This window comes from Pseudomonas graminis, assembly GCF_004364335.1.
Lineage (GTDB): Bacteria > Pseudomonadota > Gammaproteobacteria > Pseudomonadales > Pseudomonadaceae > Aquipseudomonas > Aquipseudomonas graminis_D.
On record NZ_SOCR01000020.1, the window covers coordinates 29,668 to 52,167 of the forward strand.

At 64.1% G+C, this 22,500-nt stretch carries 19 protein-coding genes; 13 read left to right on the forward strand and 6 right to left on the reverse strand.

Annotated features, from left to right (window positions below):
* Positions 1-351: 351 nt before the first annotated feature.
* The 4 genes from EC919_RS26610 to EC919_RS26625 are packed head-to-tail and all read right to left on the reverse strand — an operon-like array spanning position 352 to position 3,929.
* A complete protein-coding gene (locus tag EC919_RS26610; RefSeq protein WP_133777323.1) occupies positions 352-1,194 on the reverse strand; it encodes a GNAT family N-acetyltransferase in 843 nt (280 codons plus the stop codon).
* A complete protein-coding gene (locus EC919_RS26615) occupies positions 1,191-2,372 on the reverse strand; it encodes an NAD(P)/FAD-dependent oxidoreductase (RefSeq protein WP_133777325.1) in 1,182 nt (393 codons plus the stop codon). Before EC919_RS26615 ends, EC919_RS26610 begins: the two co-directional genes overlap by 4 nt.
* Positions 2,369-2,803, reverse strand: a complete 435-nt coding sequence (locus EC919_RS26620) for a RidA family protein (protein WP_133777327.1) — start codon at positions 2,801-2,803, stop codon at positions 2,369-2,371. The genes EC919_RS26615 and EC919_RS26620 overlap by 4 nt, the downstream gene beginning before the upstream one ends.
* Positions 2,793-3,929 (reverse strand): DSD1 family PLP-dependent enzyme, encoded by a 1,137-nt coding sequence (locus EC919_RS26625; protein ID WP_133777329.1) that lies wholly within the window; start codon positions 3,927-3,929, stop codon positions 2,793-2,795. The genes EC919_RS26620 and EC919_RS26625 overlap by 11 nt, the downstream gene beginning before the upstream one ends.
* Positions 3,930-4,024: 95 nt before the next feature.
* Between EC919_RS26625 and EC919_RS26630 the strand changes: the two genes are divergently transcribed.
* Positions 4,025-4,909: a LysR family transcriptional regulator gene (locus tag EC919_RS26630; RefSeq protein WP_133777331.1), complete on the forward strand. Its 885-nt coding sequence runs from the start codon at positions 4,025-4,027 to the stop codon at positions 4,907-4,909.
* A gap of 628 nt (positions 4,910-5,537) precedes the next feature.
* On the opposite strand, the gene EC919_RS26635 is transcribed toward EC919_RS26630, so the two are convergent.
* A complete protein-coding gene (locus tag EC919_RS26635; RefSeq protein ID WP_133777333.1) occupies positions 5,538-6,251 on the reverse strand; it encodes a cupin domain-containing protein in 714 nt (237 codons plus the stop codon).
* A gap of 21 nt (positions 6,252-6,272) precedes the next feature.
* A complete protein-coding gene (locus EC919_RS26640; RefSeq protein WP_133777335.1) occupies positions 6,273-7,124 on the reverse strand; it encodes a GNAT family N-acetyltransferase in 852 nt (283 codons plus the stop codon).
* A 611-nt stretch (positions 7,125-7,735) separates the two neighbouring features.
* Between EC919_RS26640 and EC919_RS26650 the strand changes: the two genes are divergently transcribed.
* From EC919_RS26650 to EC919_RS26705, 12 genes are all read left to right on the forward strand, one after another.
* Positions 7,736-8,404, forward strand: a complete 669-nt coding sequence (locus tag EC919_RS26650) for a haloacid dehalogenase type II (protein WP_133777339.1) — start codon at positions 7,736-7,738, stop codon at positions 8,402-8,404.
* 54 nt (positions 8,405-8,458) lie between these two features.
* The gene (locus EC919_RS26655; RefSeq protein ID WP_133777341.1) at positions 8,459-9,733 is read left to right on the forward strand and encodes an NAD(P)/FAD-dependent oxidoreductase; all 1,275 of its coding nucleotides are present in this window, start codon (positions 8,459-8,461) and stop codon (positions 9,731-9,733) included.
* Between the two features lie 96 nt (positions 9,734-9,829).
* Positions 9,830-11,467: an ABC transporter substrate-binding protein gene (locus EC919_RS26660; RefSeq protein WP_133777343.1), complete on the forward strand. Its 1,638-nt coding sequence runs from the start codon at positions 9,830-9,832 to the stop codon at positions 11,465-11,467.
* Positions 11,468-11,479: 12 nt separating this feature from the next.
* A complete protein-coding gene (locus tag EC919_RS26665; RefSeq protein WP_122624287.1) occupies positions 11,480-12,436 on the forward strand; it encodes an ABC transporter permease in 957 nt (318 codons plus the stop codon).
* Positions 12,433-13,308: an ABC transporter permease gene (locus EC919_RS26670; protein WP_108123039.1), complete on the forward strand. Its 876-nt coding sequence runs from the start codon at positions 12,433-12,435 to the stop codon at positions 13,306-13,308. Before EC919_RS26665 ends, EC919_RS26670 begins: the two co-directional genes overlap by 4 nt.
* Position 13,309: 1 nt before the next feature.
* Positions 13,310-15,151 carry an ABC transporter ATP-binding protein gene (locus tag EC919_RS26675; protein ID WP_133777345.1) on the forward strand — a complete coding sequence of 614 codons (1,842 nt, stop codon included), beginning with the start codon at positions 13,310-13,312 and terminating at the stop codon, positions 15,149-15,151.
* Entirely contained in the window at positions 15,148-15,456 is a 309-nt protein-coding gene (locus EC919_RS26680; protein WP_133777347.1) for a (2Fe-2S)-binding protein, read from the forward strand. Before EC919_RS26675 ends, EC919_RS26680 begins: the two co-directional genes overlap by 4 nt.
* Positions 15,438-16,829 carry an NAD(P)/FAD-dependent oxidoreductase gene (locus EC919_RS26685; RefSeq protein ID WP_133777349.1) on the forward strand — a complete coding sequence of 464 codons (1,392 nt, stop codon included), beginning with the start codon at positions 15,438-15,440 and terminating at the stop codon, positions 16,827-16,829. Before EC919_RS26680 ends, EC919_RS26685 begins: the two co-directional genes overlap by 19 nt.
* Positions 16,826-17,980, forward strand: a complete 1,155-nt coding sequence (locus EC919_RS26690; RefSeq protein ID WP_133777352.1) for an NAD(P)/FAD-dependent oxidoreductase — start codon at positions 16,826-16,828, stop codon at positions 17,978-17,980. The genes EC919_RS26685 and EC919_RS26690 overlap by 4 nt, the downstream gene beginning before the upstream one ends.
* Positions 17,977-19,146 (forward strand): acetylornithine deacetylase, encoded by a 1,170-nt coding sequence (argE, locus tag EC919_RS26695; protein ID WP_133777354.1) that lies wholly within the window; start codon positions 17,977-17,979, stop codon positions 19,144-19,146. The genes EC919_RS26690 and argE overlap by 4 nt, the downstream gene beginning before the upstream one ends.
* A 117-nt stretch (positions 19,147-19,263) precedes the next feature.
* A complete protein-coding gene (locus tag EC919_RS26700) occupies positions 19,264-20,724 on the forward strand; it encodes an NAD-dependent succinate-semialdehyde dehydrogenase (protein WP_133777356.1) in 1,461 nt (486 codons plus the stop codon).
* A 20-nt stretch (positions 20,725-20,744) separates the two neighbouring features.
* The gene (locus EC919_RS26705; RefSeq protein WP_133777358.1) at positions 20,745-21,836 is read left to right on the forward strand and encodes a tartrate dehydrogenase; all 1,092 of its coding nucleotides are present in this window, start codon (positions 20,745-20,747) and stop codon (positions 21,834-21,836) included.
* Positions 21,837-22,500: the final 664 nt, after the last annotated feature.

A 22,500-nucleotide genomic window follows, 5' to 3' on the forward strand; every position in this document is an offset into this window, starting at 1 on the left:
TGTTGCAATCTGCAAGGGAGAATCTGCTGAATCCTGCGGCGTGTACGCCATCAATTTTGCGGCGTGGCGCCTGACGCTTTCCCGGCTAAAGCCGGTCCTACGGGATGACTACGTTCAAATAGTGGGACCGGCTTCAGCCGGGAAGAGGCCAGTGTGAGCGCCATCAATTTTGCGGCGTGGCGCCTGACGCTTTCCCGGCTGAAGCCGGTCCTACGGGATGACCTCGTTCAATTAGTGGGACCGGCTTCAGCCGGGAAGAGGCCAGTGTGGGCACCATCAATTTCGCGGTGTGGCGCCTGACGCTTTCCCGGCTAAAGCCGGTCCTACAAATCGCGGAGCGCTTGCCAACAGTCATCCAATCGCCTGGGTCACCATCGCGAACTGGGCAATCCCATCCCGTGACCGCGGCGGTTCACCCAGCACCATGCGCGGCGCGCGATCAACGCACGACAGCCCCAGGCTTTCCAGCCACTCCACCAGCCCGCAATCGGCCAGAATGTCGAAGCGCACGAACGCGCCGGGGATCAGGCCCAGCAAGTGGGTGATCATCTGCTGCGCCTGCTCCAGATTCTGCGCAACCACCGGCCCGATGAGATGCCCGCGACCAAAACGACGGAGCAGGGCGCAGCCTTTCAACTGCCCTTGCACCTCGACGCCCACCACACACTCCGCCGTCGGCAGCAGATCATTGAGCACCGCCGTGCGATCCAGCCCGCTGCCGGCATTGGCCAGTTCGATCACCTGCGGGTACTCGGCCTCGGTCACTTCGCGACAGTGCGCGCCTGTAGTTGCAGACATAGGCGGCGTCTGAGGCACGCCCTGATGCTGCTGAATCCGCGCGTATTCGACGAAGCCCATGCTCACATACAGCGGCGCACCCGATTCAGTGGCATTGAGGATCGGCGTGCGCGGCGCGGTGGCGTCCAGGCACAGGTTCATCAACTGGCGGCCAATGCCTTTGCTCTGGTGCTGATCACTAACGATCACCAATCCAATGGAAGAATAAGCACCCTGATGGCACGCGAACGCCACGCCCACCAACTGCCCGTCATGTTCAGCAACGAAGCCCTCGGAGGTGCGCTGCACCATCGCCCAGTCATCCTCGCGGTGGGGCCACTTCAACTGCACGGACAGCCCGTGGGCGGCGGGCATGTCGGCCGCCGTGGCCATGCGATAAACGTAGGCGTCGCTCATATGAGTTTTCCTGTGCTGAGAAGGCTGGTCGCCAACTGCGGTACAAGTGATGGCTGAGTAAACCGGCGAATGTCGAAGGGGCTGATGGAAGTGCGGGTGCTGCCGGTGCTGATCAGTTCGGCCATCACGTCGCCGACGCCAGGGCCGAGCTGAAAGCCATGGCCGCAGAAGCCGAAGGCGTAAAACAGCCCGTCGACCATGCCGCTGCGGCCCATCACCGGCAGCGAGTCCGGCGTGTAGCTTTCGATGCCGCTCCAGGTGCGGATGATGTTGAGCTTCTCGGCGCCGGGTACCAGCCGCTTCATCTGGCGCATCTGGTTGATCAGGCTTTCAGGCTTGAAAAACGCCCGGCGGTTGACCATGTCCGGCGCGCAGCGGGCGCCGCCACCGATGATGATGTTGCCGCGGGGAATCTGCCGAAAATAGATCACCTCTTCCTTGATCTTGGTGAACACGCCGATCACCGTCGGCAACGCGTAGGGCACAGGTTCGGTCACCGACATCTGCGGGCCGTTGGGCTCTAGCGGCACCGGTTCGTCGAACTGTTGGGACAGCCTGGTCGCCCACGCGCCAGCAGTGATCAACAGCTGCTCGGCGACGAACAATTGCCCATCGGTGGTGGTGACATGGAACACGCCGCCGACCTTTTGCACGTCGGCGACTTCGGTGCGTTCTTCTATTCGTGCGCCGAGGCGTCGGGCCGCGCGGGCAAAGGCTGGCGCCGCGAGACGCGGGTTGGCGTGACCGTCATGGGGCGCGTAAGAGCCGCCTTTCACCTCCGGCCCGAGGAAACCAAAACGCGCGTGCAGCTCGGCGCCGCGATAGATTTTCAGGTCCAGTTGCTCGGCTTCCGGGGCCGCGGCATAGGCTTCCAACTCGGCGATCTCGTCCTCGCGGTAACACACGCGCATGTGCCCGCTGGGGATGAATTCCAGGTCATCGTCGATCAACTCCGGCAGGCGTTTCCACAAGCCCCACGACCGGTTCGCCAGCTCGAGCTGGCCCAGATAGCGCCCCTGGCGGCGCACGTTGCCGAAGTTCACGCCGCTGGCGTACTGACCGATCTGGTCGCGCTCCAGCAGGGTCACCGAGCGGCCGCGCCGTTGAAGAAAAAACGTCGACGAGGCGCCCATGACGCCGCCGCCGATCACCAGCACATCGCTTTTTTGCGGGTTCATGAAGGGTCCTCTCCCAGGTTATGGGGTTGCAGGCCACGGGGTTGCAGGTTGCGCGCCACGGCTTCGATCTCGACCAGGTAACCGTGATGCAAGACCGGGACCGGCACCACGGCGCGGGCGGGCCGATGCTCACCTAGGTACCGCGCATAGAGTCGGTCAAACGCCGGCCAGTGTTCAATGCCCACGACGTAGACCGTGACTTTCAGCAAGTCGCTGGGGCTCAGGCCCGCTTCACTCAGGATCGCGACCAGGTTGTCGAGGGCAATCGAGGCCTGCACCTCGAACGGTTGATCGGCGCTGTGCTCACCATTGGCGCGCACCGGCAATTGCCCGGACACGTACACCAGGCCGCCGTAGGCAACCGCCTGGGAGTAATGCCCGCCCGGCGCCGCCGCGTGGGCCGTGTGAATGATCTCGAGATTACCAGCCATGCAGGCGACTCCAGGTGTGCACCGCGCCGTCGGCGTCGAGGGCGTGATAGTCCGGGAACTGCGCGCCGGTGGCGCAGGCGTGGTTGGGCAGAATGCGCAGGCGGCTGCCGATGGGGAAGCGCTTGGCCAAGTCGGCACTGCCGGCTTCGCCCAAGGTGATAATCCCGTGCTCCTGATTGGCGCCGGTGACCAACGCGCCATCAATCCACTCGCCTGTTTCGGTACACACCTGGCCGTACCCGAAATCGTGGCGCTGACGCTGGGTGCCGCGATCACGACTCATGGCCATCCAGCCGGCGTCGGTGATGATCCAGCCTTTGTCCTGTTGATGGCCGATCACGGTGGTCAGTACGCTCAGGGCCAACTCGTCGGCCCGGCAGACGCCGATGTTGTGCATGACCAGATCGAAGAACACATACACGCCAGCACGCACCTCGGTCACGCCATCCAAGCGCAGAGCTGACAGCGCGGTGGGCGTGGAGCCGATGCTGACCTCCGGGCAGTCCATCCCGGCGTCACGGATGCGTTGAGCGGCGCGAACGCAGAGGGCGCGTTCCTGTTCGGCGAGGGCTTGCAGGGCTTCGGGGTTGTCCAGCTCGTAGCTGGAACCGGCGTGGGTCATGACGCCGCGTAATTGAAGGCCTCCTTCGGTGAGGATGCGCGCCACGTCGATCAGCGCCGGATCTTCGGCAGCGAGACCGGACCGATGACCGTCACAGTCGACCTCAATCCAGACGGGGAACCGTTCGTCATGCTCGCGCGCAAACGCGACGATGGCCTGTGCGCCCTGAACGCTGTCGGTGAGCACGCTCAGGTTGCAGCCAGCCCGCCGCAACGCCAGCGCCTGGAACAATTTCCCCGGAGCGATGGCGACCGCATACAACACATCGCCGATGCCCTGGTTAAAACAGTGTTCGGCTTCTCTCAGGGTCGAGACCGTCACGCCACTGGCGCCGGCCGCGATCTGCGCCTGAATCACCGGCAGGCATTTGCTGGTCTTGACGTGGGGACGCAAACGCACGCCGAGGCTGTCCATGCGCTGCTGCATGCGCTGGATATTGCGCTGCATGCGCGGGACGTCCACCAGCGCGGCGGGGGTGTCGAGAGAGGCGATCGGCGTAAACATGACGGAACTCGGGTGGCGAGGGACAGGCTGCACTCTACTCAGCTGTCGTTAAGGTGTGGTTCAATCCAGCCTCATCAATCATTAAGTAAAAGTGAATGATTTCCATCGAAGACCTGCGCCTGGCGGTCGCCCTGAGCCGTGCCGAATCCCTGAGCGCGGCGGCCAGAGCCCTGAATGTCTCGCCGCCAGCGTTGTCCATGCGCCTGCGTAAACTGGAGACGCTGCTGGGCCTGACCCTGGCTAACCGCGACGCCCGCCGCCTCAGCCTGACCGCCGATGGCGAACGCTTCTCCCGGGAAAGCGCGCTGTTGCTGGAACAGCTGGAAGCGCTCCCGGAATCCTTCCGGCAAAAAGACGAAAGGTTGGTGGGTACCTTGCGGCTGGCGGCGCCGTTTGGCTTTGGACGCCAGCGACTGGCACCGCTGCTGGCGCGTTTCATCCGCCTGCACCCGCAGTTGTGCCTGCACCTCGATCTGCGCGAAACCCCTTGGCCGGATCGGCACGACAGCGACGCGGTGATCCACATAGGCCACCTCAACGACAGCCTGTGGACCGCGCGGCAACTCTCACCCAACGAACGCTGGCTGTGCGCAAGCCCGGCCTACCTGCAAGAACACGGCGAGCCGACCTCGCCGGACCAACTCAGCGCCCACCGCTGCATCTGCATCCGTGAAAACGACGAAGACGTCACCCTCTGGCACCTGCGCAAAGGCCCCGCCCGCAAAACCCTGCGCATTGAACCGGCCCTGCTGACCAACGACGGCAGCGTCGCCCGCCGCTGGGCCGAGCAAGGCCTGGGCCTGGTCCTGCGCTCACAATGGGACGTCAGCGACGCCATCGCCAGCGGCAACCTCGTCCGCGTCCTCGCCGACTGGAACTTCGACAGCGCCCCCGTCAACCTCCTCGTACCCTCCCGCAAACTGCGCAGCCCGAGGGTGCAGGCGCTGGTGGCGTTTCTGGAAGATGCGTTGAAAGTGTGAGTGGGGAAGTTTGATAGGGAAGCAGGCGTTACACAGCAACATCGGCGACGCCGCGACTGGCCTCTTCCCGGCTAAAGCCGGTCCCACTAAAAAGCACCGCGCGTTCTGTAGGACCGGCTTTAGCCGGGAAGGCGTCAGGCGTTACACCACAAAATCGCCGGCGTCCAAAATGACCTATTCCCGGCTAAAGCCAGTCCCACTAAAAGCGCGCGTAGACCAGTGAGACTGTCGACGCGGAGCGTCAGGGGATGCATTCCCACGCAGAGCGTGGGAACGATCAAGATCAAAGGCTTCCCGGCTAAAGCCGGTCCTACCAAGCGCTTTTGATCTTCATACGCAAAAAGCCCAGACACCGCAGAACGCGACTTGGGTGCAGGCCGAACGCAGACGACGCGCAGTGGGTCGAGCCGCATGGATGCGGCGAGAGCGCCGTCAGGACATGGATGTCCGTTCGGCGCGGGCCTACGGAGCGTCGTCGGAGTGAGGGTATTCCGACGAAGGAGGAACCCAACCAGGAGCAAGCACCCTTGGTTACTTGGGGTGCTTTTCCAAGTAACTCGCCGAAGGCGAAACAGTCTGCCCCCAGGCAGACGCCCTTGATCTTGATCTTGATCTTGATCTGAAAAAATCACTTCACCGCATAGACCTTGCGGACGTAAACCCTACTGGTCCACGCACAAAACGCCCCCTTCACCACAAACACCGTATCCCCCGCATTAACCGTCACCTCACCGCCCTCATCATCGGCCAGCGTCACGCTCCCCTCCAACAGATGCATCAACTCATGCAACCGATGAGCACGACCATGGCGCTGATAAGGCGTCGAATCCCAAATCCCCACCTTCAACGCCGTCACCTCATCATCGAACAGACTCAACGCCCGACACTGCGGCGCAGGCCCGATCAAAATCGGCGGCTCCAGCGTCGCAGACGGATTCAGCCACAGATGCGCCGGCAACAGCGTTAAACCGGCGCGCGCAGGCGCGTTCTCAACATCCACCGCACAAAACGCCCACTCACTGCCACTGCTGGCATGCACCGCCACCCGACTGCCACGGCCAATCACCGCACTGCCGCCGACGCCCAACTCCAGCGTCTGCTCCGCACTGCTCAACACCACATGCCCCGCGTGCACCACCAACGTCTCGCTGTAGGGAAAGTCCTCGATCAACGCGTCGCCGGTGAACCGCACCAGCCCGGCCGACACCCCGTCATCGCCGCGCCACGCCACCTGTCGCGCCTCGGCAAAGGGATCAAGGGCGCTCAACGGAGCCGAGTTGAAAGACGTTGAAACGCCGCTGCCATCAGCGCGCGCCAACAGCAAAATACCGGGAGATGACATGGTTAACGCTCCGTTAAAAAGTCAGCCGATCGCTTGAGTGATCAGCGCAAAAGGTTGGACGCCCTGACTGGCCTGGGGCGGCGTGCCCCGTGCCATCTGCACCACGGTGTCGACGTTCTTCAGGCCCGCCGTTTCCAGCCAGTCGCTGAGGCCGCAGGCCACGGGGATGTCGATGCGCACAAAAGTGTCCGGCACCTGGGCCAGCAAGACGGCGATCAGGTGCTGGGCCTGATGGATGTTCTCCGCCACCACCGGCCCGATGCAGCGCCCGCGCCCGAATGGCCGCAGCAGGGCGAAACCGCGCAGTTGACCGTCACGCTCGATGCCCACGGCGTGCTCGACTTGCAGGTCGCGCAACACATCGCGGCGGTCCAGGCCGCTGCCGGCTTTGGCGAGGGCGAGCAGGGCGGCGTGATCGTCGGCGGTGAGGGCGCGGCAGGTTTCACCGTCAGCCAGCTCCACCAGCGCCGGCACAATGGCCTGCCCCTGATGCTGCTGCACCCGACCAAACTCAATAAAACCCTGGCTTTCATACAACGGCTTGCCAGCGACGGTGGCGTTGAGAATCGGCGTGCGCGGCTCGCACGCGGCGAGGGCCATCTCCATCAGTCGGCGGCCGATGCCCTGGCCCTGATAATCGTTGCTGACGATCACCAGGCCGATGGTCGCGAAATCCCCTTGCGTGCAGACAAACGCGCTGCCGATCAGGCGGCCGCCGTCCATCACCACAAAGCCGTCGCTGACCCGGTGCAGCATCGCCCAGTCGTCCAGGCGATGGGGCCATTTCAGTTGCACCGACAGGTCATGGGCGGCGGTCAGGTCGGCGACGGTCATTCGGCGGTAGGTATAAGAAGGGTGCGGCAGGGCGGACATGGCGAGGCTCCGTTATGCATTATTCAAGTAGCGCTGAACGCCTGTATCCCACCTGATTAAAGGGCTGACAAGAGGGCGCGGGATATTCGGCAGATTCGTCGCACGGCGGGGGACGCGACCCTACTTCGTACTTAAATCCGGGGCGAGGGCGGCAGCAAATGCCAGGGACGGATTGGATCGCTTCAGCCCCGATGATCGTTCCCGCGCTCTGCGTGGGAATGCATCCCCTGACGCTCTGCGTCAGCTTGCGCACGCCGCAGAATCTTTGCCTGCGTTGGGACGCGGAGCGTCCTGGGCGGCATTCCCACGCGGAGCGTGTGAACGATCAACATTATCTGCCGCCGCAAGCCCCATTCTTAAGCCTTCCCACCGTGCAATCCCCGGAAAAGCCCCCTAAAAGCGCACAAACACAGGCCCTGCCCAAGGCTGGCGCGCACCGCAAACTCTGCTGAGGCCAGCCACCAAAACGGTGGTTTGTATTGAGCACGGGGCGTTTTAGACGGCATATGCTGATTTCACAGTGCTGTAATGAACCTGTGCTGCAACGAGGCCGCCGCGCCGCCAGGGCAGCGAACGCTTGCCACACTCAACTGACTTCAGGACCGCACTCAATGAGCTTTCTTCGTCCCAAATTCATTACGTTCGACTGCTACGGCACGCTCACCAACTTCCACATGGGCACCATGACCCGCGAGCTGTTCGCTGACCGCGTCACCCCTGAACAGATGGACCAGTTCGTCAAAGACTTTTCGGCTTATCGCCTTGATCAGGTCATGGGCGACTGGCAGCCGTACGACGTGATCCTCAAGACCGCCCTGGCCCGTACCTGCAAACGCTGGGGCGTGGAGTACCGCGATGAAGGCCAGCTGTATTACGACGCCGTGCCGACCTGGGGTCCCCATGCCGATGTGCCGGCCGGTCTGTCGAAGATCGCCGACAAGATTCCCCTGGTGATCTTCTCCAACGCCAGCGACAGCCAGATCATGTCCAACGTCGACAAACTCGGCGCGCCGTTCCACAAGGTCTTCACCGCCGAACAGGCCCAGGCCTACAAGCCACGCCTGGCGGCTTTTGAATTCATGCTCGACAACCTCGGCTGCGGCCCGGAAGACATCTTGCATGTGTCTTCGAGCTTCCGTTACGACCTGATGTCGGCCCACGACATGAAGATCAAGCACAAGGCCTTCGTCGCCCGCGGTCATGAAGTGCCGGCGAATGCGTTCTTCGAGTACCAGCAGATCACCGACATCGGCGGACTGCCGGCGCTCGTGGGCCTGTAACTCAAACGCCGTCTAGCGGTTCCGCCACGCAGGTTTGGACACAAGGGGTTAAAGATGGGCAGTGAATCCTACTGGCTCGACACCGCACCGGCGTTCACCGGTGCCCAACTCGGCGGCTTGCCCGGGCAGGTCGACGTGGCCGTGATCGGCGGTGGATTCACCGGCCTGTCGGCGGCGCGGGCCTTGGCGCTCAAGGGTGCCAGCGTGGTGGTGCTGGACGCCGGCCGGGTCATCGGCGAAGCCTCAGGTCGCAATGGCGGGCAGTGCAACACCGGCGTGGCGCAGGATTACGCCGGGCTGCATGCCAGCCTCGGTGCAGCCAAAGCGCGTGCCTATTACCAGGCCTATGAAAGCGCGGTACAGACGGTGGTTTCGTTGGTCGAGCAGGAGAGGATCGCCTGCGATCTGGTGCGCAACGGCAAGCTCAAACTGGCCGCCAAACCCCTGCATTACGACGGCCTGGCCCGCACCTGCGAGCTGATCCGCCAAGAGGTGGACGCCGACGTCGAGCTGCTGAATGCCGAGCAGACCCGCGACGAAGTCAACTCGGCGCAGTTCCATGGCGCCTTGTTGCAGCGCAACGGCGTGCAGATGCACGTCGGCCGCTTCGGTGTCGGTCTGGCGGAAGCGGCTGCCCGGCGCGGCGCCATGATTTACCAACACACCGCGGTCAAGGACTGGAAGCCCGAGGCAGGGGGTTATCAGGTCAACACCGCCAAGGGTTCGCTGCACGCCGGGCAAGTGCTGCTGGCGACCGGCGCTTGCCAGCACGGCGACCTCGGCTGGTACCGCCGGCGGATCGTGCCGGTGGGCAGTTTTGTCATCGCCACCGAAGTCTTGCCCCAGGCGCTGATCGACGAGTTATTGCCGCAGCATCGGGCATACGTGACCAGCCGCATGATCGGCAACTACTTCCGCCTGACCCCGGACAACCGCCTTCTGTTTGGCGGGCGTGCGCGGTTTGCCATGTCCGACGGCGTCTCCGACGCCAAGAGCGGCAAGGTGCTGCAGGCGGCAATGCTGAACATGTTCCCGCAGTTGGCCCACGTGAAAATCGATTACTGCTGGGGCGGTCTGGTGGACATGACGTCCGACCGTCTGCCCCGCGCCGGCCAGCACGGCGGCGTGTTCCATTCCATGGGCTACAGCGGCCATGGCGTGCAGATGTCCGTGCACATGGGCCAGGTTATGGCCGAGGTCATGGCCGGCAACGCGGCGGCCAACCCCTGGCGTGAACTGGAGTGGCCGGCGATCCCCGGTCACTTCGGCAAGCCATGGTTTCTGCCGTTCGTGGGCGCGTATTACCGCTTGCAGGACTATTTGCACTGAGCCGCCCGCTGTAGCGTCACCGTCGTCTGCGTTTCCAGGACGCTCCGGACATCCGTGAGCACTCGAATATCCCGATCATCGACAGGTAGCCTTGACATGACTGACCACAAAGACACCCCCGAGCTTATCTCCGGCCCAGACAGCCTGCGGGTATTCGAAGGCCTCAATCGCGGCATGTCGCGGCGCAACGCCCTGCAGATGCTCGGCCTTGCCGGAGTCGCAGCAGCGGGGGCGGGCAGCCTGTTCGGCAGCGCCGGCAAACTGTTCGCCGAAGAAGCCACCGCTGGCGGCAAGGGCAAGCCGGGCGGCAAGATCCGCGTCGCCGGCATGTCCAGTTCCACCGCCGACACCCTCGACCCGGCCAAGGGCGCGCTGTCCACCGACTATGCCCGTCACTACATGTTCTACAACGGCCTGACCCGTTTCGATAAGCACCTGGTGCCGCAGCTGGAACTGGCCGAGCGCATCGATAACGTTGACGCCACGCTGTGGACCATCACCCTGCGCAAGGACGTGACCTTCCACAACGGCAAGAGCCTCAGCGCCGCCGACGTGGTGTTTTCCCTCAGCCGGCACAAGGACCCGCTCACCGGTTCCAAAGTCATGCCGCTGATGGAGCAGTTCGCCGAGATCAAGGCCACCGGCCCGAACGAAGTGCAGATTCGCCTCAGCGCGCCGAACGCCGAACTCCCGTCCATTCTCGCCGTGTCGCACCTGTTGATCGTTCCCGAGGGCACCACCGATTTCAACAAAGGCATCGGCACCGGGCCGTTCACCGTCGGCGAGTTCAAGCCGGGTGTGCGTTCGGTGGCCGTGCGCAACAAGAACTACTGGAAACCGGGCCTGCCGTACCTGGACGAGATCGAATTCATCGCCATTGCCGACGAGCCGTCGCGGGTCAACGCGCTGCTGTCCGGCGACGTGCACATGATCAACGAGGTCAACCCGCGCTCCACCACGCGCATTGCCGCCAGCCCCAAACACCGCGTCGTCGATGCACCGTCGGGCAACTACACTGACTTGATCATTCGCCAGGACCAGCTGCCCGGCAAAAGCCCGGAATTCACCCAGGCCATGAAACTGCTGCTGGACCGCGAACAGGTTAAATCCGCGGTCTTCCGTGGCTTCGCCGTGGTCGGCAACGATCACCCGATTGCGCCAGGTTCGCGCTACTTCAACACCGACCTGCCGCAGACGGTCTACGACCCGGAAAAAGCCAAATTCCTGCTGAAGAAAGCCGGCATGGAAAGCATCACCATGCCGGTCATGGCGTCGCCTGCCGCGACAGGTTCGGTGGACATCGCCGTGCTGCTGCAGCAATCGGCGAAACAGGCCGGGCTCAAGCTGGACGTGAACCGTCTGCCGAGCGACGGCTACTGGTCCAACCACTGGATAAAGCACCCGTTGAGCTTCGGCAACATCAACCCGCGACCGAACGCCGACGTGATGTTCTCGCAGTTCTTCCAGTCCAAGGCGCCGTGGAACGAGTCCGGCTGGCAGAACGATCAGTTCGACCAGTTGCTGATGCTGGCCCGGGGTGAAACCGACGACGCCAAGCGCGCCAAGATGTACGGCGACATGCAGACCCTGGTGCACGATCACTGCGGCATCGGCGTGCCGGTGTTCATCAGCAACATCGACGGCGTCGACCAGCGCATCAAGGGCTACGACTCCAACCCGTTGGGCGGCTTCATGGGCTACATGTTCGCCGAGCAGGTGTGGCTGGACGCTTGAGGAGGCAGTGCGATGAATAGCCATACGCTGTGGTTGATCTGCCGGCGCCTCGGTGCCGGGGTCGTGACCCTGTTGATCGTGTCCATGGTCGTGTTCGCGATCACGGCCGTGCTGCCGGGCGACGCGGCGCAGCAATCCCTCGGCCAGTTCGCCACCCCTGAACAGGTGGCGGCACTGCGCCTGAAACTGGGGCTCGATCAACCCGGCGTGTTGCGCTATCTGCACTGGTTGATGAATTTGCTCACCGGCGACATGGGCCAGTCGGTGTCCAACGCCATGCCGGTGGGTGAATTGATGGCGGGCCGGGTGCCGAACACGCTGATGCTGGCGGGCGCCACGGCGCTGGTGTCGGTGCCGCTGGCGTTGATCCTCGGTATCGGTTCGGCGATGGGGCGGGGCGGGCGCATCGACAGTTGCCTGAGCTTCATCACCCTGGCCATGGTCGCGGTGCCGGAGTTTCTGGTGGCGACCCTGGCGGTGCTGATTTTCGCGGTCAACCTCGGCTGGCTGTCGGCGCTGTCCTATGCCACCGACATCACCTCACCGCTGCAATTTCTGCGCACCTACGCGTTACCGGTGATGACCCTGTGCTGCGTGATCGTGGCGCAGATGGCGCGGATGACCCGCGCCGCCGTCATCGACCAGCTCGACAGCCCGTACGTGGAAATGGCCCGGCTCAAAGGCGTCAGCCCGATCCGCATCGTGTTGCGCCACGCCTTGCCCAACGCGATCGGGCCGATTGCCAACGCCATCGCCCTGAGCCTGTCTTACTTGCTCGGCGGGGTGGTGATCGTCGAGACCATCTTCAACTACCCCGGCATTGCCAGCCTGATGGTCGATGCCGTGACCAACCGCGACATGGCCCTGGTGCAAGCCTGCACCATGCTGTTCTGCGCGGCCTATCTGGCCTTGGTGTTGCTTGCCGACCTCTGCGCCATCCTCTCCAACCCGAGGCTGAGAAACCAATGAACCCGCTCATTGCGAAATCCAGGCCTGCGTCTTCAGCCCTGGCACTGGCCAAGGTCTCCGGCAACCCGTCCTGGCTGGGATTGGTCGGCGCTGCCGTCTGCGTGATCTGGCTGCTGGTGGCGCTGTTCGGCCCGTGGCTGGCGCCGCACCCGGTCGGGGAAGTGATTTCCGACAACATCTTCGAAGGCTTCAGCCTGGCGCACCCGTTCGGCACCGATTACCTGGGCCGCGACATGCTCAGCCGGGTGCTGGTGGGCGCGCGCTTCACCGTTGGCCTGTCGCTGGTGGCGGCGCTGTTGGCCAGCTTCTTCGGCACCGGCTGCGCGCTGCTGTCGGTGGTTTCGCCCAAGTGGCTGGACGAAATCATCAGCCGGATCATGGACGCGTTCATTTCGATTCCGAGCAAAATGCTTGCGCTGATCATGGTCTCGGCCTTCGGCTCCTCGGTCACGCTGCTGATCTGCACGGCAGTGATCAGCTACATCCCTGGCTCGTTCCGAGTGGCCCGCAGCATGGCGGTCAATATCGAGGCGCTGGAATACGTGCAAGTGGCGCGCACCCGGGGCGAAGGCAAGTTGTACGTGGCGTGCCGGGAAATCCTGCCGAACATGCTCAACCCGGTGCTCACCGACCTGGGCCTGCGTTTTGGCTACATCGTGCTGTTGCTCAGCGGCATGAGCTTTCTCGGCCTTGGCGTGCAGCCGCCGGACGCCGACCTTGGCTCGCTGGTGCGGGAAAACATCGGCGGCCTCAATCAGGGCGCGATGGCGATCATCATTCCGGCGCTGGCCATCGGCACGCTGACCATCGGCGTCAATCTGCTGATCGACTACCTGTCATCGCGACGCGGTCGACGCTCGGGAGGCCATTGATATGACCCAGTTGATTCGCGTCGAAGACTTGCGCGTGGTGGCCGGTGATCCGGGCAGCGAAGTGGAGATCGTCAAGGGCGTGAGTTTTGCCCTGGAGAAAGGCGAAGTGCTGGCGCTGATCGGTGAGTCCGGCTCCGGCAAAACCACGATCGCCCTGGCCTTGCTCGGTTATGCGCGGCGGGGTTGCCGGTTATCCGGCGGCGTGGTGCAGGTCGGCGAACACGACATGCTCGCCCTGAACGAAAAACAGCTGCAGGGCCTGCGTGGCAATCGCGTCTCGTACATTGCCCAGAGCGCGGCGGCGGCGTTCAACCCGGCAAAAAAACTCCTCGATCAAGTGGTCGAAGGGCCGTTGATCCATGGCCTCGGCACTCGCGCAGAGCTGGAAGCCAAGGCCATCGGCCTGTTCCGCGACCTGGCTTTGCCAAACCCCGAGCGCATTGGCCGTCGCTATCCGCACCAGGTCTCTGGCGGGCAACTGCAACGGGTGATGGCCGCCATGGCGCTGATCAGCGACCCGCTGCTGGTGGTGCTCGACGAACCGACCACCGCCCTGGACGTCACCACCCAGATCGACGTGCTGCGGGCGTTCAAGCGTGTGGTGCGTGAACGGGGCGCCACGGCGGTCTACGTGTCCCACGACCTCGCCGTAGTGGCGCAAATGGCCGACCAGATTGTCGTGCTCAACGGCGGGCAGATTCTCGAACAAAGCGCCACCGCGCCCCTGCTCAAGGCACCGTCCCACGAATACACCCGCAGCCTGCTGGCGGCCGCGCGTCCTGACACGCGCATTCGACCGCCTTGCGGTATCGCCGAAGAGACTCCATTGCTGACCATCACCGGCCTGACTGCCGGCTACGGCAACAAGAACCTGCATGGCATGCCGGCGATCCGTGTGCTGGAAGACATCGACCTGACCGTACGGCGCGGCCAGGCCATCGGCGTGATCGGTGAATCGGGCTCGGGCAAGTCCACTTTGGCGCGGGTGGTGGCGGGGCTGTTGACCCCGGCCCTTGGCGGCCTGACCTTCGACGGTCAGCCGTTGGGCGGCAGCCTGTCCGAGCGCACGCCGGAGCAGTTTCGGCGCATTCAGATGGTCTTCCAGAACGCCGACACCGCGCTCAACCCGATGCACAGCGTGGCGAACATCCTCAGCCGTCCGCTGAAAATGTATTTCGGCCTCAAGGGCGCGGCGTTGCAGGCGCGCATCGGCGAACTGCTCGACCTGGTGCGCCTGCCGCGAGACATGGCTGATCGCCGTCCCAATGAACTGTCAGGCGGGCAGAAACAGCGGGTCAATCTGGCCCGGGCGCTGGCGGCCAAGCCCGATTTGATCCTCTGCGATGAAGTGACTTCGGCCCTTGACACCGTGGTCGGCGCGGCGATCCTCGAACTGCTCCGCGACCTGCGTCAGCAACTGGGCGTGTCCTACCTGTTCATCAGCCACGACATTTCCACCGTGCGCGCGCTGTGCGATGACATCGTGGTGATGTACAGCGGCCACAAAGTCCATGCCGGCCGCCGCGAGTCCTTTGCCGAAGCGCCGTATCACCCGTACACCGACCTGTTGATTCATTCGGTGCCGGAACTGCGTCAGGGTTGGCTGGAAACCTGCGGCGCCACCAGCGGCGAGCTGCCTCCGATCGGCGAGCGGGCCAATCTGCCGGAACTGTGCACCTTCCTTAACCGTTGCCCGATGCGCATCGACGGCCTGTGCAACCGCACCGCGCCGAACCGCCGCACGCTGGACAATGGCAGCGCAATCCTTTGCCACCGCGACGCCGCCGATTTGCTGGCGACCCAGCGCGGCGTTACCCCCACAAGCTTTGGAGCCTATGCATGAAAGGGCGTTTTGTGAGGCTGGCCGAACAGGGCCGGCCGACGGTCAACCTGACCGTGGATGGCGCGCCAATCGAAGCGTTGCAGGGCGACACGTTGATGGTGGCGTTGCTCACCCAAGGCACCTCGCTGCGCCAGTCGGAATTCGACAGCGGCCGCCGCGCCGGTTTCTGCCTGATGGGCGCGTGCCAGGATTGCTGGGTCTGGACCCGCGGCGGTGAACGCCTGCGCGCCTGCTCCAACGAAGTCCGCGACGGGCTGGACATCGTCACCACACAACCGGAGGCGACATGGCCACTGCACAGCTGAGCACTCATCGCGTTGTCATCGTCGGTGCGGGACCTGCCGGCGTGCGCTGCGCCGAAACCTTGCTGGCGGCCGGCATCAAACCGATTCTGGTGGACGAAAACCGCCGCGACGGCGGGCAGATCTACCGCCGCCAGCCAGACGGCTTCACCCGCGATTACAGCACCTTGTATGGCAGCGAAGCCGACAAGGCCAGGCACCTGCACCAGACCTTCGACCGCATCCATGGCGCCATTGACTACCGCCCCGACACCCTGGTGTGGAACCTCACGCCGGGGCAGTTGTGCTGCGCCAATCAGGGCCGCCACAGCACGCTGGACTACGACGCGCTAATCCTCTGCACCGGCGCCACCGACCGCTTGATGCCCATTGAAGGCTGGCAGCTGGCGGGCACCTACAGCCTGGGCGGGGCGCAGATCGCCTTGAAAAATCAGGCGGTTTCCATCGGCCATCGCGTAGTGTTCATGGGCAGCGGGCCGTTGCTGTACCTGGTCGCCAGTCAGTACGTCAAAGCCGGCGCGACTGTGGCCGCGGTCCTCGATACCTCGCCCTTCAGCCTGCGCCTCAAAGCCCTGCCCAAACTGTTGGCGCGACCGGGTTTGCTGTGGACCGGCATGAAATTTCTGGCGCAGCTGTACCGGGCGAAAGTGCCCGTGCATTTCGGCGTCAAGCCGTTAGAGGTACTGGGCGATGGCGCCAATGGTGTGGCAGGCGTGCGCTTCACCACCGGCAGTGGCAAGGCCGTGACTGTGCAGGCGGATGCCGTCGCGCTGGGTTATCACTTGCGCCCGGAAACCCAATTGGGTGATCTGGCCGGTTGCGCCATGGCCTTCGATCAGGCTTCCAGCCAATGGTGGCTGGCGACGGACGAGGCCGGTCGTACCTCGGTGAACGGCGTGTATGCCGCCGGTGACGGTGCGAAGATTCGCGGCGCCGATGCCGCCGAGCACGCCGGGCGCCGAGTGGCGTTGGCACTGCTCGAAGACCTCAAGCAACCCTTCAATGCCGGACTGCGCGATGAACAGCAGCAGGCGCTGGCAGTGATGGACCAGTTTCGTCTGGGCCTGGCCGAAGCGTTTCCCTGGCCCGGCGAGCAAGCCAAGGCGTTGCCCGACAGCGCCATCGTGTGCCGCTGCGAGATGATCACGGCCGGCGAATTGCGCCGCACGGTCAACGAGAAGGGCGCCTGTGAAGTCAACCGCGCCAAGGCTTTCAGCCGCGTCGGCATGGGGCGCTGTCAGGGGCGTTATTGCTCCCAGGCGGGTGCCGAAGTGATCGCGGCCGAGGCCGGCGTGCAGGTGCAGGAAGTCGGTCGCCAGCGCGGGCAAGCGCCGGTCAAACCGTTGTCGATGCTCATCGAGGAGGTGTCGCCATGAGCGTGCAAAAAGCAGATGTGGTGATTGTCGGTGGCGGTTTGATGGGCTCAGCGACGGCGTTTTTTCTGCGTCGGCGCGGGCAGTCGGTGATCCTCCTGGAACGCGATCAGATCGGCCAGTACGCCAGCGGCGTCAACTTCGGCAACGTGCGCCGTCAAGGGCGATTCCTCGGGCAACTGGCGCTGGCCAACCGGTCGTGGGCGCTGTGGAAACGCCTGCCGGAGCTGATCGACGATGACCTGGAATTCATTCCCAGCGGGCACATGCGCGTGTGTTACCGCGAAGATGAAGTCGCCGAGCTGGAGGCCTATGCCGCCGCGCCGGAAGCCGAGCAACTGGACCTGAAAGTGTATCGAGGCGCCGAGCTGCATCGGCGTTTTGGCTTTCTCGGCGCGGACGTCAAAGGCGGCTCCTACGCCCCCCACGACGGCCACGCCAACCCGCGCCTCGCTGCGCCGGCATTTGCCCGCGCCGCCCGGCGGCTGGGGGCGCAGATCGAGGAGCGCACTGAAGTGGCCGAGGTCGAGAAGTTCGGCGGTGATTTCCATGTCACCACCACCGACGGCCGCCAGTTTCAGGCCGCGCAGCTGTTGATCACCGCCGGCGCCTGGGGCCAGAAACTCTCGGCGCAGTTTGGCGAGCCGGTGCCGCTGGACACCCACGGCCCGCAGATGGCGGTCACGGAACCGGTGCCCTACGCGTTGCCGACGGTGATCGGCGTGTACACCAAGATCGCCGAAGAGGTGATCTATTTCCGCCAGATTCCCCGGGGCAATATCGTCATCGGCGGCGGCTTTCGCAGCAAACCGGACATGCTCAACCGTCGCGCCGCTGTCGAGCCGCGCAGCATCCTCAATCAGGCCGAACAGATGCGCCGCCTGCTGCCGGGCGTCGGCAATCTGAACATCATCCGCGTGTGGAGCGGCATCGAAGGCTACCTGCCGGATTCACTGCCGATCATGGGCCCCAGCGGCACCATCGACGGCCTGTTCTACGCCTTCGGTTTCTGCGGCCACGGCTTTCAGCTCGGCCCCGGCGTCGGTGACGTGATGGCCGAACTGCTCGACACCGGTCGCACCACGACCCCGATCGAGGCATTCTCCATCACACGTTTTGCCCTTCCTGCCGCGCAACGGAGCCACGCCTCATGAAACCCCGCGTTATCGAGATTCTGAAACGGCTGATGGCCTTCGAAACGGTGTCGTCGGAGTCCAACATGGCCCTGATCGACTACGTCCGCGACCTGCTGCTGAGCAAGGGCATCGAGTCGCTGATCGTCAAAGACGAGAGTGGCAAGAAGGCCAACCTGTTCGCCAGCACCGGCCCGAAAGACCAGCCCGGCGTGTTGCTCTCCGGGCACACCGACGTGGTGCCCGCCGCGGGGCAGGCGTGGACCTTTCCGGCCTTCGCCGCCACCGTGCAGGACGGGCGCATCTATGGGCGCGGCAGCTGCGACATGAAGGGTTTCATTGCGCTGGCCATCGACGCCATGCTCGACGCGGCAGAGCACTCACTCACACGCCCACTCAACCGCCCGCTGCAACTGGCCCTGTCCCATGACGAGGAAATCGGTTGCGTCGGCGTGCGGCGTTTGCTCGACGTGCTGCACCTGGCACCGGTGCGGCCGTTTCTGTGCGTGATCGGCGAGCCGACCAACATGCAATTCGTGCTGGGCCACAAGGGCAAGGGCTCCTATCGCACCTACTGCCGGGGCCAGGAGGCGCATTCGTCCCTGGCACCGCGCTCGGTCAACGCCATTCACGTGGCCTGCGACTTCATTGCCTCCCTGCGTGAAAGCCAGCAGCACCTACAACATCACGGTGCCCGGGACACCGACTACGACGTGCCCTACAGCACCGTGCACGTCGGCCAGATCAGCGGCGGCAAGGCGCTGAACATCGTGCCGAACCTGTGCACCCTGGATTTCGAGGTGCGCAACCTGCCCGCCGACAACCTGGAACAGTTCATCGAGCAGATGCGCGAGCGCGCCGAAGTGATCGTGCGTGAAGCGCAGAAGCTCTCCAGCGTCGCGGCCATCGAGATCGAGACCATCAACGTCTACCCCGGCCTCGACACCCACCCGACGGTCGAAGCGGTGAGCTTCCTCAAGCAATTCGCCGCGCCGGACACCGGCATGAATAAGGTGTCATTCGGCACCGAAGGCGGCCTGTTCAAGCAGCGGCTGGATGTACCGGTGGTGGTGTGCGGCCCGGGTTCCATTGAGCAGGCGCACAAGCCGGACGAGTTTATCGAGGTCAGCCAGATGGACGCTGGCGAGCGCTTTTTGCAAGGGCTGCTCGGCTCGCTGAAGGCGTAGCAGAGCCTGCCGTCCTGACGTGAATTTCAGCACGGCACGCTGGTTTGAAGACGCTTTCGGCATCCTCGTTCGAGGCAGATCCCTAGACTGGAATCTGTCTCGGATCAGGACTCGACCATGCTCAAGAATCGCTTGCAAGACCCCGGCCTGCTGGCCGAACGCGCCTACGTCAACGGCCAGTGGATCGCTGCCGACAGCGGCGCCACCCTCGACGTCCGCGACCCCGCCACCGGCGAACTGCTTGCGCAGGTCCCGGCTATGGACGCCGTGGACACCCGCCGCGCCATTGAAGCCGCCGAACGTGCCTGGCCGGCGTGGCGCGCGCGCCCGGCGGCAGAACGGGCGGTGCTGCTGGAGCGCTGGTTCCAGGCAATGATCGACCACCTCGACGACCTGGCGCTGATCATGACCTGCGAGCAGGGCAAGCCGCTGAACGAGGCCAAGGGCGAAATCCGCTACGGCGCCGGCTTCGTCAAATGGTTCGCCGAAGAAGCGCGCCGGGTCTACGGCGAAACCATGCCGGCCCCCAGTGGCGACCGCCGCCTGCTGACCCTCAAACAACCCGTCGGCGTCTGCGCCGCGATCACCCCGTGGAATTTCCCCAATGCGATGATCACCCGCAAATGCGCGCCGGCGCTGGCGGCCGGCTGCCCGATCATCGTCAAACCGTCGGACCTCACGCCGCTGTCGGCCCTCGCTCTGGCAGTGCTGGCCGAGCGCGTCGGCATTCCGGCTGGGGTGTTCAACGTCATCACCGGGCTGCCCGCCGGCATCGGCGAAGAACTCACCGGCAACCCGGCGGTGCGCAAGATTTCCTTCACCGGCTCCACCGCCGTCGGCCGCCTGCTGATGCGCCAGAGCGCCGAGCACATCAAGCGCCTTAGCCTGGAGCTGGGCGGCAACGCGCCGTTTGTGGTGTTCGACGACGCCGACCTCGAACAGGCCGTGGCCGGAGTGATGATCAGCAAGTTTCGCAACGCCGGACAAACCTGCGTGTGCGCCAACCGCATCCTCGTGCAGGCGGGCATCTACGACCGATTCGCCGCGCGATTGGTGGAGGAGGTGGCTAAGCTCAAGGTCGGCAACGGCCTGGAAGAGGGCGTGACCATCGGCCCGCTGATCAACCCGGCGGCGGTCGCCAAGGTGGCGCGGCACATCGACGATGCCTTGAGTCAGGGCGCCAGACTGCTCTGCGGCGGGATTCCCTCGGGCGACAGCCAGTTCGTGCAACCCACCGTGCTGGCTGACGCCCACGCCGGCATGTTGCTGGCCAACGAAGAAACCTTCGGCCCGGTGGCGCCGTTGATGCGCTTTACTGATGAAGCCGAAGCGCTGGCCCTGGCCAACGCCACCCCGTTCGGTTTGGGCGCCTACTATTTCACCCAGGACCTCAAGCGCTCATGGCGCTTTGGTGAGGCGCTGGAGTTCGGCATGGTCGGCCTCAACACCGGGATCATCTCGATGGAAGTTGCGCCGTTCGGCGGCATCAAACAATCGGGCCTCGGCCGCGAGGGCAGCAAGTACGGTTTGGACGAGTACCTTGAAGTCAAAGCCTTCCACATCGGCGGCTTGAACTGATTCATCCCGAGGGGCGCACCATGAGCAAGGCATTCAGAATCGCCGCGATTGCGGGCGACGGCATCGGCAAGGAAGTCCTGCCCGAAGGGCTGCGGGTACTGGAACAGGCGGCAAAAAAGTGGGAACTCAACCTGAGCATCGACGTGCTCGACTGGGCCCACTGCGACTACTACCTCGCCCACGGGAAGATGATGCCCGACGACTGGTTCGAGCAGCTCAAGGGCTATGACGCGATCTACTTCGGCGCCGTGGGCTGGCCCGACAAGGTGCCGGACCACATTTCCCTGTGGGGTTCGTTGCTCAAGTTTCGCCGTGACTTCGACCAGTACGTGAACATCCGCCCGGTGCGCCTGTTCCCCGGCGTGCCCTGTCCATTGGCCGGACGCAAGCCGGGCGATATCGACTTCGTGGTGATTCGGGAAAACACCGAGGGCGAATATTCCTCGGTGGGCGGCAAGATGTTCGAAGGCACCGAACACGAGTTCGTGCTGCAGGAATCGGTGTTCACCCGCCGTGGCGTCGACCGCATCCTCAAATTCGCCTTCGAACTGGCCCAAACCCGCCCGCGCAAACGCCTGACGGCGGCGACCAAATCCAACGGTATCTCCATCAGCATGCCGTACTGGGACGAACGCACGGCCTTGATGGCGGCGAATTACCCGGAGGTGACGTGGGACAAGCAGCACATCGACATCCTGTGCGCACGCTTCGTGCTGCAGCCGGACCGGTTTGACGTGGTCGTGGCATCGAACCTGTTCGGCGACATCCTCTCGGACCTCGGCCCGGCGTGCGCCGGCACCATCGGCATCGCCCCCTCGGCCAACCTCGACCCGGAACGGCGCTTCCCCTCGCTGTTCGAACCGGTGCACGGCTCCGCGCCGGACATCTACGGACAGAACATCGCCAACCCGATCGCGATGATCTGGTCCGGCGCGCTGATGCTCGACTTCCTCGGCAACGGCGACCAACGCTACCGGGCGGCTCACGACGGGATATTGCAGGCGATTGAAGACGTGATTGCGCAAGGCCCGATTACCCCCGACCTGGGCGGGAAGGGCTCGACGCAAGATGTAGGGGCGGCGATTGCGGGGAGGTTTGCCTTTACGCGATAGAGGGAGTTTGCCTGGAACACCGCGGGCAGGCTTTTGACGTTTGTAGGACCGGCTTTAGCCGGGAAAGCGTCAGCGGCCACACCGCGAAATTAATATCGATTACGCGGGCCTCTTCCCGGCTAAAGCCAGTCCCACAGGGACGCGGAGCGTCCGAGGCTGCATTACCACGCAGAGCGTGGGAACGATCTGCACGTGTCTGGCTCAACGGTGACAGGTTTTTGATCTCAGTGGGACCGGCTCTAGCCGGGAAGGCGTCAGTTGTCACACCGAGAAATTGATAGCGGTTGCACGGGCCTCTTCCCGGCTAAAGCCGGTCCCACTATGAGGGCGCGTATATGAGTGAGATCGATGACGCAGAGCGTCCGGGGTGGCATTACCACGCGGAGCGTGGGAACGATCAAATCAAAAGCTTCCCGGCTAAAGCCGGTCCTACAATGCATGCAGTCAGCGGGACTGGCGGCGACCCCAGTAGGACCGGCTTTAGCCGGGAAGCTTTTGCTTTCGCTCTTGATCTCCGTACGCAAAAAGCCCAGACGACACCAATCGCGACTTGGGTGCAGGCCGAACGTAGACGACGCGCAGTGGGCCGAGCCGCAGGGATGCGGCGAGAGCGCCGTCAGGACATGGATGTCCGTTCGGCGCGGGCCCACGGAGCGTCGTCGGA